Annotated in this window: 17 protein-coding genes; 12 read left to right on the top strand and 5 right to left on the bottom strand. The window is 62.7% G+C overall.

From position 1 onward, the window contains the following. Positions 1 to 24: 24 nt before the first annotated feature. Together rbsK and CQ13_RS19655 are read right to left on the bottom strand one after the other, a co-directional pair. Complete coding sequence (rbsK, locus tag CQ13_RS19660; RefSeq protein ID WP_057844488.1) at positions 25 to 939, bottom strand: ribokinase; 915 nt, start codon at positions 937 to 939, stop codon at positions 25 to 27. A 24-nt stretch (positions 940 to 963) separates the two neighbouring features. Continuing rightward, the gene (locus tag CQ13_RS19655; protein WP_057844487.1) at positions 964 to 1,857 is read right to left on the bottom strand and encodes a sugar kinase; all 894 of its coding nucleotides are present in this window, start codon (positions 1,855 to 1,857) and stop codon (positions 964 to 966) included. Positions 1,858 to 2,099: 242 nt separating this feature from the next. On the opposite strand from CQ13_RS19655, the gene CQ13_RS19650 reads away from it, so the two are divergent. The 12 genes from CQ13_RS19650 (at position 2,100) to CQ13_RS19595 (ending at position 13,849) form a co-directional block, all read left to right on the top strand. Then, on the top strand, positions 2,100 to 3,359 hold the full coding sequence (locus CQ13_RS19650) for a Glu/Leu/Phe/Val family dehydrogenase (protein ID WP_057844506.1): 1,260 nt from the start codon (positions 2,100 to 2,102) through the stop codon (positions 3,357 to 3,359). Continuing rightward, entirely contained in the window at positions 3,356 to 4,228 is an 873-nt protein-coding gene (locus CQ13_RS19645; RefSeq protein ID WP_057844486.1) for a VOC family protein, read from the top strand. Before CQ13_RS19650 ends, CQ13_RS19645 begins: the two co-directional genes overlap by 4 nt. A gap of 97 nt (positions 4,229 to 4,325) precedes the next feature. Then, positions 4,326 to 5,033, top strand: a complete 708-nt coding sequence (locus CQ13_RS19640; protein ID WP_197427373.1) for a TetR/AcrR family transcriptional regulator — start codon at positions 4,326 to 4,328, stop codon at positions 5,031 to 5,033. A gap of 217 nt (positions 5,034 to 5,250) precedes the next feature. Then, on the top strand, positions 5,251 to 6,060 hold the full coding sequence (locus CQ13_RS19635) for an ABC transporter permease (RefSeq protein WP_057844504.1): 810 nt from the start codon (positions 5,251 to 5,253) through the stop codon (positions 6,058 to 6,060). A gap of 55 nt (positions 6,061 to 6,115) precedes the next feature. Further along, the gene (locus tag CQ13_RS19630) at positions 6,116 to 7,114 is read left to right on the top strand and encodes an ABC transporter substrate-binding protein (RefSeq protein ID WP_057844503.1); all 999 of its coding nucleotides are present in this window, start codon (positions 6,116 to 6,118) and stop codon (positions 7,112 to 7,114) included. Positions 7,115 to 7,273: 159 nt separating this feature from the next. After that, a complete protein-coding gene (locus tag CQ13_RS19625; protein WP_057844485.1) occupies positions 7,274 to 8,122 on the top strand; it encodes an ABC transporter ATP-binding protein in 849 nt (282 codons plus the stop codon). An 11-nt stretch (positions 8,123 to 8,133) separates the two neighbouring features. After that, complete coding sequence (locus CQ13_RS19620; protein ID WP_057844484.1) at positions 8,134 to 9,537, top strand: enolase-like domain-containing protein; 1,404 nt, start codon at positions 8,134 to 8,136, stop codon at positions 9,535 to 9,537. After that, positions 9,534 to 10,685: a Gfo/Idh/MocA family protein gene (locus CQ13_RS19615; protein WP_057844483.1), complete on the top strand. Its 1,152-nt coding sequence runs from the start codon at positions 9,534 to 9,536 to the stop codon at positions 10,683 to 10,685. The genes CQ13_RS19620 and CQ13_RS19615 overlap by 4 nt, the downstream gene beginning before the upstream one ends. A gap of 12 nt (positions 10,686 to 10,697) precedes the next feature. After that, positions 10,698 to 11,891 carry a dihydrodipicolinate synthase family protein gene (locus CQ13_RS19610; RefSeq protein WP_057844482.1) on the top strand — a complete coding sequence of 398 codons (1,194 nt, stop codon included), beginning with the start codon at positions 10,698 to 10,700 and terminating at the stop codon, positions 11,889 to 11,891. Continuing rightward, positions 11,891 to 12,754, top strand: a complete 864-nt coding sequence (locus CQ13_RS19605; RefSeq protein ID WP_057844481.1) for a sugar phosphate isomerase/epimerase family protein — start codon at positions 11,891 to 11,893, stop codon at positions 12,752 to 12,754. The genes CQ13_RS19610 and CQ13_RS19605 overlap by 1 nt, the downstream gene beginning before the upstream one ends. Before the next feature lie 234 nt (positions 12,755 to 12,988). Beyond that, positions 12,989 to 13,282: a hypothetical protein gene (locus CQ13_RS19600; protein WP_156433760.1), complete on the top strand. Its 294-nt coding sequence runs from the start codon at positions 12,989 to 12,991 to the stop codon at positions 13,280 to 13,282. Positions 13,283 to 13,468: 186 nt separating this feature from the next. Next, a complete protein-coding gene (locus tag CQ13_RS19595) occupies positions 13,469 to 13,849 on the top strand; it encodes a hypothetical protein (protein ID WP_057844479.1) in 381 nt (126 codons plus the stop codon). A 96-nt stretch (positions 13,850 to 13,945) separates the two neighbouring features. On the opposite strand, the gene CQ13_RS19590 is transcribed toward CQ13_RS19595, so the two are convergent. From CQ13_RS19590 to CQ13_RS19580, 3 genes are all read right to left on the bottom strand, one after another. Then, positions 13,946 to 14,428 (bottom strand): GNAT family N-acetyltransferase, encoded by a 483-nt coding sequence (locus tag CQ13_RS19590; RefSeq protein ID WP_283807512.1) that lies wholly within the window; start codon positions 14,426 to 14,428, stop codon positions 13,946 to 13,948. Between the two features lie 260 nt (positions 14,429 to 14,688). After that, the gene (locus CQ13_RS19585) at positions 14,689 to 15,039 is read right to left on the bottom strand and encodes a c-type cytochrome (protein WP_156433764.1); all 351 of its coding nucleotides are present in this window, start codon (positions 15,037 to 15,039) and stop codon (positions 14,689 to 14,691) included. 150 nt (positions 15,040 to 15,189) lie between these two features. After that, positions 15,190 to 16,650, bottom strand: a complete 1,461-nt coding sequence (locus tag CQ13_RS19580; protein WP_057844477.1) for a Spy/CpxP family protein refolding chaperone — start codon at positions 16,648 to 16,650, stop codon at positions 15,190 to 15,192. Positions 16,651 to 16,675: the final 25 nt, after the last annotated feature.

Below are 16,675 nucleotides of genomic sequence, written 5' to 3'. Positions count from 1 at the left end.
TTTGCCCACCCTACCGAAGTCAGGCTACGAACGCAAAACCGCCGCCACCTCCGCCGCCGTCGGCATCGACGGCGCGGCGCCCATTCGCTGCACGCAGATCGATGCGGCGGCATTGGCATATTCAAGCGCGTCGCGGATTGCCTTGCCGTTGGCAAGCTGCGCAGCGAGGGCACCGACGAAGCAATCGCCGGCGCCGGTGGTGTCCACGGCCTTGACGGTCCGTCCCGCAATCAGCGAGGGTTCGCCGCCGACAAGCGCGAGCACGCCGCGCTTGCCGAGTGTGACGCAGATGGTTTTGTCGAGGCCCGTTGGCAGGCGCCGCGCCGCTTCGGTGAAACGGACGGGATCGTCGGTGTCGTGAAGCTCGGTCTGTGCGAGAAGCCCCAGCTCGGTTTCGTTGAGAACAAGGATATCGACGAGATCGAGCAGCTCGTGGCCGCAGACGGTCGCCGGCGCCGGATTGAGGATGGTGGTCGCGCCGGCCGCGCGTGCCCGTTTGAAGAAGGCGACGATCGTGGCTTGCGGAATTTCGAACTGACTCACGGCAACGTCGCCCTTGGCAAGCACGGGGGCTGTGACATCCCCGGCACTGACCAGCGCGTTGGCGCCGGGTACGACGACGATGGTGTTGTCGGTGTCGGCGATGGTGATCACGGCCGTTCCGGTATGGACATCCGCAGTGTCCTTGACCAAAGCGAGGTCGACGCCTTGGGCGGTGAGAAACTGCCGCAGTTGCTGGCCGAACGCATCCGCGCCCAGCCGGCCGATCAGCGTTGACGGTGCGCCGAGTTTTGCGGCGGCCACGGCCTGGTTGGCGCCCTTGCCGCCAGGAAAATAATGCACCGCTTGGCCTGCGACGGTCTCGCCGATCTTCGGATGCCGGTCGGCCGTCGTCACTACATCCATGTTGATGCTGCCGGCGACGAACACGCGCCCCATGCGTACTACCCCCCGTTCGCTTCGTCAGGCGCTGACCTGAAACTCCCGCGTGATCGCCTCGATGTCGGCGAGCGTCGGCAGCCCGGCCTCGTTGCCGAGACGCTGGACCTTGAAGGTCGAGGCGGCGCGCGCAAGCTCGAAATGCTCCTGCCAGCTTTTAGCGGGATTGGCGAGATAGGAATAGACATAGGCGCCGTGGAAGACGTCGCCTGCGCCGTTGGTATCGATAACGCGTTCGGGTGTAACCGGAAGTGCGGGAAGGCGGCGGACGGCGCCGGTCTCGTCATACCAGAGCAGGCCCTTCTCGCCCATGGTGACGCCGCCGATCCGGCATCCGCGGCTCTTCAGATAATCCAGCATGGCCTCCGGCGTCTTGTCCATCTGTTCGCACAGCCGTTCGGCCACGATGGCGACATCGATGAATTCCAGCAGCTCATGGGTATTGGTGCGCAGGCCGCCGCCGTCGAGCGATGTCAGAATGCCGTCCTCGCGGCAGAGTTTGGCATAGTGGATCGCAGCGTCCGGCTGATGGCCGTCGACATGCAGCGCGCGGCAGCCCTTCAAGTTCAGCATCGGGAAGGGATGAATGTGCTCGTCGTCGCGGCAACGTACGATGGCGCGTTTGCCGTCTTTCGGCATGATGAACGACAGCGACGACGAGTTGACCTTGCGTGGATGGATCGAGATTCCATATTTCGCGGCCATGTCCTGAAACATGCGGCCGAGCCAGTCGTTGGCCATGGTCGAGATCAGGTCCGGCACGATCCCGAGCTTGGCGCAGCAGAACGCCGCCGTCACGGCGTTGCCGCCAAACGACACCGCGTAGGCGGAGGCCACATGTTTTTCGTCGCCGGTCGGCATGTGGTCGGTGATGAAGGTAACGTCGATATAGGTTTGTCCGATGAAGAGGGCCTGCATGCGTTTTCCGTCATATCCTGCAGAATGTTGGGCGAAGATGGTCCCGGCGCGGCGCACACACATTAGCACTGGTTATCGGATGCATTCGCTGAAATTATTCGCAACCGTGCCGTCTTTGCTGCTTGAGATGGGAGTATAGAGGAGACTGCGACCGTCCTTAAGGGGGGCTTTGGCATACCGTCGTATAACGGCTGACGGCTGCCCGGGTTTCCCCCAGCAACGCGACAAAAGTGGAGGAAATGATGACGGTTTATTCCGGTCCGGTGTTCGATATGGCGGTTAATCAGTTTGGCGTCATCGCCAACCATCTGGAAATTCCGATGGACGAGCGCGATCGCATCCTGATGCCGAAGCGGGCGGTTACCGTCTCTTGCCCGATCCACCGCGACGACGGCACGGTCGCAGTATTCGAAGGTTATCGTGTCCAACACCACCTCACCCTCGGTCCCACCAAAGGCGGCACGCGGTTTGCACCCTCTGTCGACATCGGCGAGGTCGCTGCGCTCGCGATCTGGATGAGCTGGAAATGTGCCCTTGTCGGTTTGCCTTATGGCGGCGCCAAGGGTGGCGTCAATGTCGATCTTACCACGATCTCCAAGCGCGAGTTGGAAGGGCTGTCGCGGCGCTACATGCAGGAGATGATCCCGTTCGTCGGTCCGCATACCGACGTGATGGCGCCGGACATGGGCACCAACGAACAGGTGATGGCCTGGTTCATGGACACCTATTCGATGTACCAAGGCCAAACGGTGACCGAGATCGTGACCGGCAAGCCGGTCTCATCAGGCGGTACCCTCGGCCGGCGCGAAGCAACCGGGCGCGGCGTCGCCTATCTCGCCAAGCGGGTGCTCAAGGAGCTATCGATCAATCCGGGCAGCGCGACCGCCGTGATCCAGGGCTTTGGCAATGTCGGCTCCTACGCCGCGCTGGAACTACAACAATATGGCCTGAAGATCATCGCGGTCAGCGATCACACTGGCGCGCTGCATGATCCGAGGGGGCTGGATATCCCGGCATTGATGCGACATGCGGGCGCGCATGGAAGTATCGCCGGGTTCTCCAACGAGTTGATTTTCGATCCCGCGCAAATCCTCACGCTGCCCTGCGACGTGCTGGTGCCGGCGGCGATGGAGCGGGTGATCGATGCCAGGGTCGCCGAAAACCTGAAGTGCCGCGTGCTGGCCGAGGGCGCCAACGGTCCGACCACGCCGGAGGCCGATCTGGTGCTGGAAAAGCGCCAGGGCGAACTGTTCCTGATCCCCGACATTCTCTGCAATTCCGGCGGCGTCGTCGTCAGCTACTTCGAGTGGGTGCAGGACCTGCAGCAATTGTTCTGGGAGGAAGAGGAAGTGACGCGGCGCGAATATGCGATCCTCGATCGCGCCTTCGACCAGATGCTGCAGCGGGCCAAAGCCGACAAGATCCCGCATCGCACGGCGGCGATGGCGATCGGCGTCGAGAAGGTGCGCGCCGCCAAAAACGTGCGGGGGCTTTTTCCGTGATCACCGGCCTCGATCACGTCGTCGTTCTCACCGGCGACATCAACGCAGCCTCCGCCGCTTACCAGATCTTGTTGGCCCGCGCACCGGCCTGGCAGAACAGCGGGGACGGCGCCGACCGCGTGCTGTTCACGCTCGACAACACCACGCTGGAATTGATGGCGCCGAGCGGCGACGGCACCGACGCCGACCGCATTCGCAGCGTTCTTGCCGCGCAAGGCGAGGGGCTCGCAAGCATCTGCTTCCGAACCAGCGACATCGCCAAAATGCATCGCAGGCTCGACCGACTGACGCTGAAGCCGGACGTAATCGCCGACGTCGAAAGCCGCGACGCGATCTCGGGTGCTGTGCTGTCGTGGAAGCGCACACGCGCGGCAACAGATGCCACGCGCGGCGTCCGCATGTTTTTCCTCGAGCGTGACAAGGAGCGCCCGCTGTCGATTAGAACCACGCCCGGCTCGATCACGGCGCTGGACCATGTCGTGGTCTCGACGTCGGACCCGGAACGGGCCGCAGCGCTCTACGGTGCGCGGCTCGGCCTCGACATGGTGCTCGACCGCTCGCACCCCGATTGGGGCCGGCTGATGTTCTTCCGCTGCGGCGACCTCATCGTCGAGGTCACGCACCGGCCGGGCAAGGAGACGGATACGCCGCAGGACCAATCTCAAGACAAACTTCAAGACAGGCTTCGTGGCCTGTGCTGGCGCGTCACCGACATCGACGCCACCCATGCGCGGCTTGTCCAGGCCGGCGTCGACGTCTCGGAAGTCCGCACCGGGCGCAAGCCCGGAACGCAGGTGATGACGGTACGGAGCGGTACATGCGGTGTGCCCACGCTGCTGGTGCAGCCCTCGGCGGGGAAGCCCGACTGAAGCTTACCCTACCCTCCAGGGGAGGGTGAACAACCTTCATTCTCAAACGCTTCCCTGCATGCTACAGCTTGCCCGATGCGACCAACAGGCGATTGATTTGGCAAAGGCAAAACGCGTTCAGAAATGGCAGCGCGACCCCGAGGGGATGCGGCTTCGCATTCTCGAGGCTGCAAAGCAGGAATTCGCCGCCCATGGCCTGGCCGGCGCGCGCGTCGATCGCATCGCGGCCAACGCCGGCGCCAACAAGCGCATGCTGTACTACCACGTCGGCAACAAGGAAGACCTCTACCTTGCGGTGCTTGAAGGCGCCTATGAGAAGATCCGCTCCGAGGAGCGCGGGCTCGATCTCGAACACCTCGATCCGCCCGAGGCGATCGAGCGGCTGATCGATTTCACCTGGAATTATTTCCTCCGTAACCCGGAATTTCTGGCGCTGCTCAACACCGAGAACCTTGCAAAAGCGCGCCATCTGAAGCGCTCGACCAAGGTGAAGTCGATGCATTCGCCGTTCGTCGAGATGATCCGCACCGTGGTGACGCGCGGCGTCGAAAGCGGCGATTTCCGCGTCACTGTCGATCCCGTCCAGCTTTATATCTCGATCGCCGCGCTGTGCTTCTTCTATCTCTCCAACAGCGCGACGCTTTCCGTGATCTTCGGCCGCGACCTCCTGAAGAAGGAAGCGAGGGACGAGCGGCTGGCGCACATGGTGGCGCTGGTGCTGGCGGCGCTGACGGGGAAATCAACAGCGGATTTCGGCAAGGCCGTGGGGCAGGGCGTCCGGCCGCCGGCGCATCAGCCAGTTTGACCGTCGTTCCTGCGAAAAGCAGGAACCCATAGCCCCGACCCTAACTAGCTGCACCGGGAAGCAGCCCAGGCTTCGCAACGTACGCGGCTGTACTTATGGGCCCCTGCTTTTCGCAGGGGCGACGGAACAGGCCATTTCGCCGCACAAAAACCCGCTTGCCAGTATTTATCCAACGGGTTAATTTCCCGCCCATAAGACGATGACCAGGGAGCGGGACGTGGCCGAGTTGAAGCGCGAGAGTGGCGTGTCGAAAGCGCTGAACGCGGCGTGGGTGCGGCCGTTTTTGTTCCTGCTGTTCATCGTGGTGATGTGGGACCTCACTATCCGCCTGTTCCAGATTCCGGCATACCAGATCCCGGCGCCGGGCGATGTCGTGGCGGTGCTGCGGACGGATTGGCCGGAACTGCTGCGGCAGGCCTGGCCCACCACTTACGCCACCATCTGCGGCTTCCTGTTGTCGGCCGTGTTCGGCATTCCCGTCGCCATGCTGATCGCGGGATCGAAGACGGTGGAGAGCTATGTCTATCCGCTGCTGGTATTCTCCCAATCCGTGCCGAAGATCGCGATCGCGCCGCTGTTCGTGGTGTGGTTTGGCTTCGGCATCATCCCAAAGGTGATCTCGGCGTTCCTGCTCGGCTTTTTCCCGGTGGTGGTCTCCGCCGTGCAGGGTTTTAAGTCGGTCGACCCCGACATGGTCGATCTCGCCCGCGCGATGCAGGGCAGCCGTTTTCAGGTGTTTCGCGCCGTCAACCTGCCGCACGCGATGCCGGCGATCTTCTCCGGCCTGAAAGTTTCGGTGACGCTTGCCGTCGTCGGTGCTGTCGTCGGCGAGTTCGTCGGCTCCAATTCCGGCATCGGCTACGTGATGCAGCGCTCGATCGGCACCTTTGATTTGCCGACCATGTTTGCCGCGCTGGTGATCCTGGCGCTGCTCGGCGTGGTGCTGTTCTGGGTCGTCGACCGGATCGAGCGCCTCGTGATCCCCTGGCATGTCAGCCAGCGCGAAGACATTGTTTTTGCTTCCTAAGCCAAATTAACAGGCGGCCTATCCAAGGGCTGCATCACCAAACGGGAGGATGACCATGATACGAGTGATAACAGCGATCTCCGCCGCCCTGATCTGGACCGCGCTTTCAGTGCTTCCGGCATCGGCCGCCGACAAGGTGGTGCTGATGCTGAACTGGTACGTCTATGGCGAGCACGCGCCGTTCTATTACGGCAAGGCCAAGGGCATTTATGCCGCCGAGGGCATCGACCTCGAGATCCAGGAAGGCCGCGGCTCGGCGGCGACCACGCAGGCCGTTGCGGCCAAGACCGCCAATTTCGGCTATGTCGACGTGCCTACCATGATGCGCGCGGCCGTGAAGGGTGCCCCGATCGTGGCCACCGGCGTGCTGCTGCAGACCAGCCCGATGTCGGCGATGGGCTTTGTCGAAAAGAACATCAAGAAGCCCGAGGACATCAAGGGCAAGACGGTGGCGATCACGCCTGCGGACTCGATGACGCAGATCTGGCCGCTGTTTTTGAAGAAGACCGGCCTGAAGGAAAGCGACTTCCAGACGGTGGCCGGCGACGGCCAGACCAAGCTTAACGCCGTCATCAATGGCCAGGCCGATCTGTTGCTCGGCTATGTCATGGACCAGTCGATGAAGATCAAGGACGCGACGGGCAAGGACGTCAACGCGATCAAGTTCGCCGACTACGGCATCAACATGGTCTGCTCGGGCGTCGTCGCCAACACCGATTTCGTCAAGGCCAATGCCGATCTCGTCAAGCGCTTCATGTCGGCGACGACGAAAGCGGTCGAAGCCGCCGAGAAGGATCCGAAGGGTGCAGCGCAGTCGATCCTCGATGCCAACCCGAAGGGCGGCAAGATCGAGACGTTGACGAAGGGCTTTGAGCTGACGATCCCGCTCTACCGGACGGCTGAAACCAAGAACAAGCGGCCGTTCCAGGTGACCGACCAGAACATGACCGACACGGTCAATCTGATGGTCGAATATGGCGGGTTGGATGCCAAGGCCAAGGACAATCCGAAGGCGTTTTACACCAACGAGTACCTGCCGCAGGGCGGTTCGTAAGCCGCTGATGACGCACTCACCGTCGTCCCTGCGAACGCAGGGACCCATAACCACCGGCCCTGGTTATTGCAGAAGGTCTCTGCCGGAGTGCCCGAACGATAGGTCTTGGCGTATGGGTCCCTGCGTTCGCAGGGACAACGGAAAGATGGACTTTGCTGAATGAATCCTGCGACCAAACCAACCGAGATCGACCAACCGGCCGCACATCTGCGCCTGGTGTCGGATCGCGCCGGCGGCGCGGCGTCCGGGATCACACTGTCAGGCGTCTCAAAAACCTATCGGTCGCGGGACGGCGACGTGCCGTCGCTGCGGCCGCTGGATTTCCACATCAACGAGGGCGAGTTCTTTGTCGTAGTCGGCCCGTCCGGCTGCGGCAAGTCCACGCTGTTGAAGATGATCTCGGGGCTGCTCGCGCCGTCCACGGGGGAGATTCTGGTCGAAGGCGAGCAAGTTACAAAACCGCACGGCAATGTCGGCATCGTGTTCCAGAACGCGCTGCTGCTGCCCTGGCGCAACATCCTGTCCAACGTGATGTTGCCGATCGACATGAAGAAATTGCCGCGCGACGAATATCTGCCCCGGGCGAAAGCGCTGTTGAAGCTGGTCGGCCTCGAAGGCTTTGAGAAAAAGCTGCCCTGGCAATTGTCCGGCGGCATGCAGCAACGCGCCTCGATCTGCCGGGCGCTGGTGCATGATCCCAAGATCATGCTGATGGACGAGCCGTTCGGCGCCCTTGATGCCATGACGCGCGAGAAGATGAATGTCGAGCTGATGCGCATCCAGCGCGAAACCGGCAAGACCGTGCTGCTGATCACGCACTCGATTCCGGAAGCCGTGTTCCTGGCTGATCGCGTGCTTGTCATGACCGAACGGCCCGGCGCGATCGCCGCGATCTACAACGTGCCACTGCCGCGCCCGCGCTCGCTCGACGCGATGGCCGATCCCGCCTTCACCGAACTGGTGCAGCGGATTCGCAAGCATTTTTTCACGCAAAGCGCGCTGGACTGAAAGCTGGCCCGATGCCGTTACGCTTGGCCGTACGAGACATCTCCTTTTTCGAACGTCCGGTCACCTTCGCCCGGCCGTTCCGGTTCGGCGCGGTCGCCATCAATGCAACGCCGCAGGCCTTTGTGCGCGTCGAGATCGAGGTCGAAGGCAAGAGCAGGGCTGTCGGCGCGAGCGCCGAGTTCTTGGTTCCAAAGTGGTTCGACAAGCGGCCACATCTCGCGCCAGATCAGACAGTCGAGGAGCTGCGTTGCTCGCTTCTGATCGCGCGCGGCATCTATCTGGCGCATTCCGGCTTCGAGACTGCGTTCGGCCTGCATGCGGCCTGCATCGGCGCGCAGATCGAAGCCTGCGCACGAGAAGACATTCCGCCGCTGGCGGCGGGCTACGGACCGGCCGAGATCGACAAGGCGATTCTCGACGCGCTGCTGCGTTGCACGGGAACCGGCTTCTTCGACGGCATGGCCAACAACATCGCCGGCGTGGATGCACGCCTGTCGCGCGATCTCGGCGATGATGACGTGTCGCGCTTTCTCGCAGGCCGGAAGCGGCTGGAGCGCGTCGCGATCCGGCATACGGTTGGCATGGACGACAAGGTCGAAGGCGAGGGCGGCGTTGCCGATATCAGAGAAAACGCCGGCGCGCGCTACTTCAAGCTCAAGCTAAATGGCGACCCCGCGCACGATGCCGATCGGCTGATGCGGATCGGCAATGAACTGGCGACGCTGTCGTACGATTATCGTGTCACGCTCGACGCCAATGAACAGTACGCCGACCTCACTGCATTGAATGCGCTTGTCGAACGGCTCGACCGCGATGCGGCGCTGCGGCCGATCGCGCAAAAGCTCCTCTACATCGAGCAGCCGATGCCACGCGACATTACGCGGCAATCGCCGCTCGGCGCGCTGGCGCGGCGAGATTTCATCGTCGACGAGGCTGACGATTCCTACGACGCCTTCCCGGTGACGCGGGCGCTCGGCTATCGCGGCATCTCCTCGAAATCCTGCAAGGGCATCTACAAGTCCATCATCAATGCTACGCGCGCGGCCAGATGGAGTGCCGCCGGTGAGAAATGCTTCATCGCCGGTGAGGACCTGACCTGCCAGGCGGGCCTCGCCGTGCAGCAGGACCTCGCGCTCGGTGCACTGATCGGCGTCACCCACGCCGAGCGCAACGGCCACCATTACGTCGATGGCTTTGGCGACACGCCGGCCGCGGAGGCGGAGGCGTTTCTCGCGGGCCATCCCGATCTCTACGTCCGCGACGGCAATAAAATTCGTCTCGCGATCCACGACGGCGATCTCCTGACGGGATCACTGACCACCCCAGGCTTCGCCACCGCCACGCATCCGGACTGGTCCGCGATGTCGCCGCTCGCGCAGCCCACAGCCAGAATTCCTTTGGAGAAAGCAGTATGACGACCAAACGCCTCGGCCTGATCATGAACGGCGTGACCGGCCGGATGGGACTCAACCAGCATTTGGTCCGCTCCATCATCGCGATCCGCGACCAGGGCGGCGTGCTGCTGTCGAACGGCGACCGCATGCTGCCCGACCCGATCCTGATCGGCCGCGATGCGGACAAGGTCGAGCGTCTTGCGAAGCGCTTCAACGTGGAGCGTTGGTCGACCGATCTCGACAAGGCGCTGGCCGCGAAGGACGATAGCATCTTCTTCGACGCCGCGACCACGCAGGCGCGCCCCTCGCTGCTGACCCAGGCGATCGAGGCCGGCAAACACGTCTATTGTGAAAAGCCGATCGCGACCAATCTGGAAGAGGCGGTCGCGGTGCTGAAGCTGGCCAACGCCAAGGGCGTCAAGCATGGCACGGTGCAGGACAAGCTGTTCCTGCCGGGCCTGAAGAAGCTCGCCTTCCTGCGCGATTCCGGCTTCTTCGGCCGCATGCTCTCGGTGCGCGGCGAGTTCGGCTATTGGGTATTCGAGGGTGGCTGGCAGGAAGCGCAGCGGCCGTCGTGGAATTACCGCAGCGAGGACGGCGGTGGCATCATTCTCGACATGGTCTGCCACTGGCGCTATGTGCTCGACAATCTCTTCGGCGAGGTCGAGAGCATCTCCTGCCTCGGCACCACCGACATCCCCGAACGTTTCGACGAAAAGGGCAAGAAGTACACGGCGACCGCCGACGACTCTGCCTATGCCACCTTCCGCCTCAAGGGCGGCGTGATCGCGCATATCAACATGAGTTGGGTGACGCGCGTCTACCGCGACGATCTCGTGACCTTCCAGGTCGACGGCACGCACGGCTCGGCGGTGGCGGGCCTGACCGACTGCGTGATCCAGGCGCGCCAGGCGACGCCGCGGCCGGTGTGGAATCCGGACGAGAAGCGCACCCACGATTTCTACGCCGACTGGCAGAAAGTTCCCGACAACGTTGTCTACGACAACGGCTTCAAGGAGCAGTGGGAGATGTTCATCCGCCATGTCTGCGAGGACGCGCCCTACAAATACACGCTGCTGGAAGGCGCCAAGGGCGTGCAGCTTGCCGAGTGCGCGCTGCAGAGCTGGCGCGAGCGGCGCTGGATCGACGTTGCCCCGATCAAGGTGTGAGGAGGCTTAAGCATGAACAAGCCAGTCCTGCCGATGTCGTCGCTATCGCTGAAGCTGCCGACGGCGGATCGCAAAATCGAGGATTATCGCCTGGCGGCATCGCGGACGTTTCCGGCGAAGCTTGAAGGTGTGCTCAACCGCGTGGCGTTTTCTGCTGCCCATGTGGTGGCGGACCCACTCGCCGACAACGACCCGTGGCTGACATCCGCCATCGACTGGGACCGCACCATCGCGTTTCGCGAGTATGTCTGGGATCTCGGCCTTGGCGTTGCCGAAGCGATGGACACCGCGCAGCGCGGCATGGGACTGGATTGGCCGACTTCGCTGGAACTGATCCGGCGTTCGGTAAAGGCTGCGAAAGCGAAGGACAATGCGCTGGTGTTTTCCGGCGCCGGAACCGATCACCTCGCGGTGGAAGACGCAAAATCGATCGACGACGTGATCCGCGCCTATGAGGAACAGAGCGCGGCGGTCGAGAAGGCAGGTGGCCGCATCATCCTGATGGCCTCGCGCGCATTGGCAAAGCTTGGCCGCAGCGCCGACGACTATGCAAAGGTCTACAACAGGGTGCTGTCACAGGTTCGCGAGCCCGTGATCATCCACTGGCTCGGCGATATGTTCGACCCGGCGCTGTCGGGCTATTGGGGAACGGCCGATCTCGACAAGGCGATGGATACGGCGGTTGCCATCATCAACGCCAATGCCGCCAAGGTCGATGGCGTAAAAGTCTCGCTGCTCGATAAGCAGCGCGAGATCGACATGCGCCGGCGGCTGGACAAGAACGTCAAAATGTATACCGGCGACGATTTCAACTACGCCGAACTGATCGCGGGCGACGCGCAAGGATTTTCGCATGCGCTGCTCGGCATCTTCGATGCCATCGCGCCGGCGGCTTCCTACGCGCTGTCGCGGCTGGCTGCCGGCGACGAGGCCGGTTTCCATGACATACTGGGGCCGACGGTGCCGCTGTCGCGGCATATCTTCAAGGCGCCGACGCGGTTCTACAAGACCGGCATCGTGTTCATGGCCTATCTCAACGGCCACCAGGATCATTTCACCATGGTCGGCGGGCAGGAGAGCACGCGCTCGACGCTGCATCTGGCCGAACTGTTTCGGCTGGCTGACAAGGCGGGTCTCCTGTCCAACCCTGAACTGGCAACGCGGCGCATGAAGACGGTGCTGGCAATGCGCGGCATCGAACCCTGATGCGTGATTTCTCGAGCGATCATCGCTGGCTGTCGCTGAACACGGCGACCGTCCGCAAGCAGGGCGACCTTGTTGCCATCATCGATGCTTGCTCGCGGCATAGCATCCGCGCCATCGATCCCTGGCGCGACCAGGTTGCGGCCATCGGCCTCGACCGCGCAGTGCGGGCCGTGCGCGACGCCGGCCTTGAGTTGTCCGGCTATTGCCGCGGCGGCATGTTCACGGCGGATGCGGCGCATCGCATCGAAGCGCGCGACGACAATCGTCGCGCGGTGGACGAAGCCAAGGCGCTGGGTGCGCCGTGCATCGTGCTGGTCGTCGGCGGCCTGCCGCAATATTCGCGGCCGGGAAGCGCCGCCTCGAAGGACATTGCGGCTGCACGTACGCAGGTTCATGACGCGATCGCGGAAATGCTGGAATACGCGAGAGAGGCCAACATGCCGCTCGCGATCGAGCCCTTGCATCCGGCCTACGCCGCCGACCGTGCCTGCGTGAACACGACGAAGCAGGCGCTGGACATCTGCGATCAGCTCGATCCGCAGCGCACCGGCGCGCTCGGCGTTGCGCTCGACGTCTATCACATCTGGTGGGACCCGGAATTGATGCCGCAGATTGCGCGCGCGGGAAAAGATCGCCTGCTGGCGTTTCACGTCTGCGACTGGCTGGTGCCGACGAAAGACATCCTCAACGACCGCGGCATGATGGGCGACGGCGTCATCGACATCACATCTGTGCGATCAGCGGTCGAGGCGCAGGGCTTTGCCGGCTATTCCGAGATCGAAATCTTCTCCAGCGAGTGGTGGACAAGGCCGATGGACGAGGTCCTGCAGACCTGCATCGCGCGGCATCGGACGGTGGTCTAGCAGCGGTCACGCGAAGACGCTTGTTCCGCTGTCTCAATGACGGACGATGTTGTCTCGTATGTGAACTGCCGCGCGTTCTGGTTGTGATAGTGTCGCGTGAAGAGACAGCGCGCGGTTCCAGATTTAACCTTTTCCGCGGGTATTTAGATTAACAAAGGGTTACCGTTGCGCCTCGATAAACTCCGGCGCTAGCTAGTCGCACGGAGAAAGTCTCCTCGAGCGATGAGCGACAACATGAAGATCCTTTACGCAATTGCGACGCTGGTCCTGCTGTCGTCGACGTCGGCGCAGGCCTGGCAGGTCGTGGAACGCTGCACCTACAGCAAGTTCCACGGCAGGGTATGCACGACGTCCTATCTGGACGATCCGGTGCGCAGCGAGGCGCAGGATCAGGAAGACGCAAAGGCAAGGCGCGCCAGCATCGAGAAGTGGGAAGCGTTCTGCAAGCCGAAACGCACCTACGACAACGAAGGTGTCGTCCGCCTGGTGTACGCCCGCAAGGGCTGCGAGTTCGGCCGCAGCGAGTAGCACGCTTCTCCTCGCAGCGAGCGGGGAGAATTCCGAGCACCACAGCTCGATGAACGGGCAATGCGCGCCCGAACGACCGCTAAACCTTTATCGACCAAATTGCGATCCGGTTAGTCACACAGCTTTACGCCGCCTCAATGCTTGTCGGTCATTCCTGACGGACGCATTCATCAAGGGGCAGTGTCCATGCGCGTCTTCATCGCAGTCTCGATCGTCGTCGCTTCGGTATCGTCCGCGTCCGCGCAATTCGCGATGGACCACGGCCATGCCGCAGATGCCGCCCAGGCCGCCCGCACGGCGCGGGCCGCAGCGGATGCCAAGGCCGCGGCCATTGCCTCGGGCGCGCCGCTGCTTCCCAGCCAGCAAACCAATTTCTACGTCGGCAGCCGTGGCACCGTAAAGATCACGCCCCGGACGGCGGAAGAACTGAAAGCCGATGAAGCCGCCCAGGCTGCCTGGAGCGAACGCTGCCGGCCGACCGTGGTCGAAGACCGCGAGGGCCTGCGGCGCGTGAGATATGCCGAACGGGATTGCGACCTTTCCCGCTTCAACACTGCAGGCAATTAGCGCATTTCGGTCAAGTCCAGTCTGCCCTTCGAGCGCCGCGAACCGCTCGAAGCTGCGAATGTCCCGATGGGCCGAGAACCGACCGGGATTGCCCGACTAATTCAATCGTAGCCGATAACAGTCAAACTCCGTTCCATAAGCCTTCTTACGACCATCTGGCAGGAAGCCGAGTTTATTCGCGACTCGTACGGACCTTTCGTTCTCCGGATTAATGCAGGCGATGATCTCTTCCAACCCGAGTTCATCGCTCGCGTACTGAACGACGCGAAAGGCAGCTTCTGTGGCGTAACCGCTACCCCATGCAGCCCTTGGCAGTCGCCAGCCTATTTCGATTTCGGGGCCTTCCAGCGCCAGTGGGATAAGTAGGGCCATGCCCAAGAACGAGCCGTCGTCAGATCTGCGGAGCGTCCACCATCCAAGTCCTTTTCCCGGATCGAAAGCCAAACGCTCGCGCAGCGAATCTTGGTACCGGGTGACGTCAAAATTGTCCCGAAACTCAGGCGTGATAAAGCGCCGAACTTCGATGTCCCTGTCCATGGCAACGTAGGAATCGATGTCGGCTGCGCTCCGGGGACGCATGCACAGACGTGGCGTTTCTAGCATTGGCACCATGGTAGAGACATACCGAGTAGCGATGCGGCACACAACGTCTCCTGTGGATCGTCTTCGATCAGGTTTGCGGGGAGTTTGGTAGTTCAGAATTCAAACGTGGTGGCCACTGCACGGCGCCGGCCTCAGTTATCTGGCGTGGGGTTAGTGCTCGAACGTCCCTTGTTGGCGCGACTAGATTCGGCCGACTTCGCAGCGCTTCGAGCGGCGCGGGTAGCCATCTTGCGGCGTTAGCGTGATTGAGCAAGGAAGGCGATGATCTTTTTTCTATCCTCGCTCGATGAGAGGCCACCATACGGCTTCATGCTGTTGCCGGGCACGACCTCATCGGGGTTGGCAATGAAGCGATCGAGCTTCTCCTCGTCCCAGACGAATCCTGCCTCCTTCATTGCGCTGGAAAACCCATAGTCTGGTAGCGATCCAGCTTTCCGTCCGATAATCTTGTGCAGGTTGGGACCCAGCCGATTGTCGCCCTCTCTCATGATGTGGCACGTCCGACAGGCGTTGTTGAACGCCTGTTGTCCTGAGACGCCCTCCGCGCCTTGCGGCGCCTGGGGCAGGGCGGAAGGCGAAGCAAGCATATACGCCAGTCCGCTCAACACGCCTATCAGGAACGTCCGACCGTGCCTCAAACCTGCATCTCGCCGGCTGGATGTTGGCCGGGCGAGCCGCATGATAAAGTGCGATTGCCTCATTCGATCCTCGTCAAGAAGGATGCCGGCATGTTTCGGTCACTGGCTTGCGACCTGCGGCATCGTATTAAAGCGCGCCTTCTGCTCGTTGCTCAGTGTGGCATAGAACTCGTCCAGAGCCGGCTGCACCAGCGCGGCCGCCTGCAGCATGGCGTCGAGCCGCTTCTCCATTGCCTCCAGCCGTCCGAGCGGTGTAAGCGGCACGTCGTCGGGGCAAGCGGCCTGCAACTTCTGAACCGCGTCGTTCGTCGCCTTGCTCAAGAGATCGAGCGCGTCCTTCTGTTTGCCTGCCGGACGTATCACGGCCTCGATTCGCTCAATCGGTAGCTGCGTGAGGCTGGACTTCGGCTCGCCGCAGCGCTCGGTTTGCGTATTCGCTTCCTGCTGCGGTTGCTGTTGCGAACGCTCGCCCACGTTCGGGCCGAGCGCGTTGAAGCGCGCTTTTTGCTCGTCATTCAGTGAATTATAGAACTGCTCCAGTGCCGGCCGGACGATCCTCACCGCGTCGAGCGTTGCGCTGACGCGGTTCGTCATTGCCCGCAAGCGGCCGGGCGGCGTCATCGCATAGGAATCGGCGCAGGATTCCTTGAACACATCGGCGGCCTTTGCCGCAGCGGATTTCAATTCGTCGAGAAGGGCGCGCTGCTCGGGCGTCGGCTGCACTGCGCGCACGATCGACGCAATCGGCCAGGCGGTCACGCCCTCGTCCGGTTCTCTGCACACTTGCCGGAGCGCCTGCTGGCTCACGCTTGCGCGCTTGCTGGCTCGGAAATCGGTGACTGCCGCTCCGGGCTCCGGATATCTGGCATAGGCGGAATAGGGGCTGTCCGTACCCCAAAACACCGTATCGACGAAGTCGTCGTAGGCATACGCCCAATAGCCGGGGTCGTAGGCGTGGGGCCAGAACGTGTAATTGAAGATGTCGGAATACGCGTAAGGCCAGAACACCGGGCCGAGCCATGCCACGAACGCGGCGCGATGGCCGCGCCGCCAGGCGTGGCGCGGAGCCCAGCGGTTCTCCCGGGCGGTCAACACCGCGCGGGCTTGCAGGGCATCATTGCTGCGGAACTGCGCGGAAAATCGCCCGCGGGCCGCCGCCTGCACGGCCGCGGCAGAGGCGGATCGTTCAGCCGAGGGCTGTGGCCCCAGCCGCTGCAGGCGCGCCTGGTCACGTTCCTGGATGCGCTGCTCGCGCTGGAGCAGGCGGTTTTGAGTCTGCAGCGATCTTTGCTGCTCGCGTTGCGCCCGGAGACCTTCCGGCTGTTGCGACTGCAATTGCTGGACGCGCTGCTGCAAGCGATCGATGCGGCTCTGCCGCTCCGTGCTCTGGCGCGACAGCATATCGCGCTGCCGCTCCTGCACCATTTGCTGCCGCTGCTGGAGGCGCTGCTCGCGCTGCTGCGCACGCGTTTCGATCTGTTCCTTTCGCGACGCGCCCGCGACAGGCGATGTGCCCGGCCGCGACGGTGCGGTGATACGCGGCTCCGGTTGCCTCGCCATGGCCGGTCGCTGCGACGGCGCGGCA

The sequence above is a fragment of the Bradyrhizobium retamae genome (assembly GCF_001440415.1).
Classification (GTDB): Bacteria; Pseudomonadota; Alphaproteobacteria; order Rhizobiales; family Xanthobacteraceae; genus Bradyrhizobium; species Bradyrhizobium retamae.
Note: the sequence above shows the minus strand (reverse complement) of the source record. Positions and strands in the feature narration are given on the sequence as shown.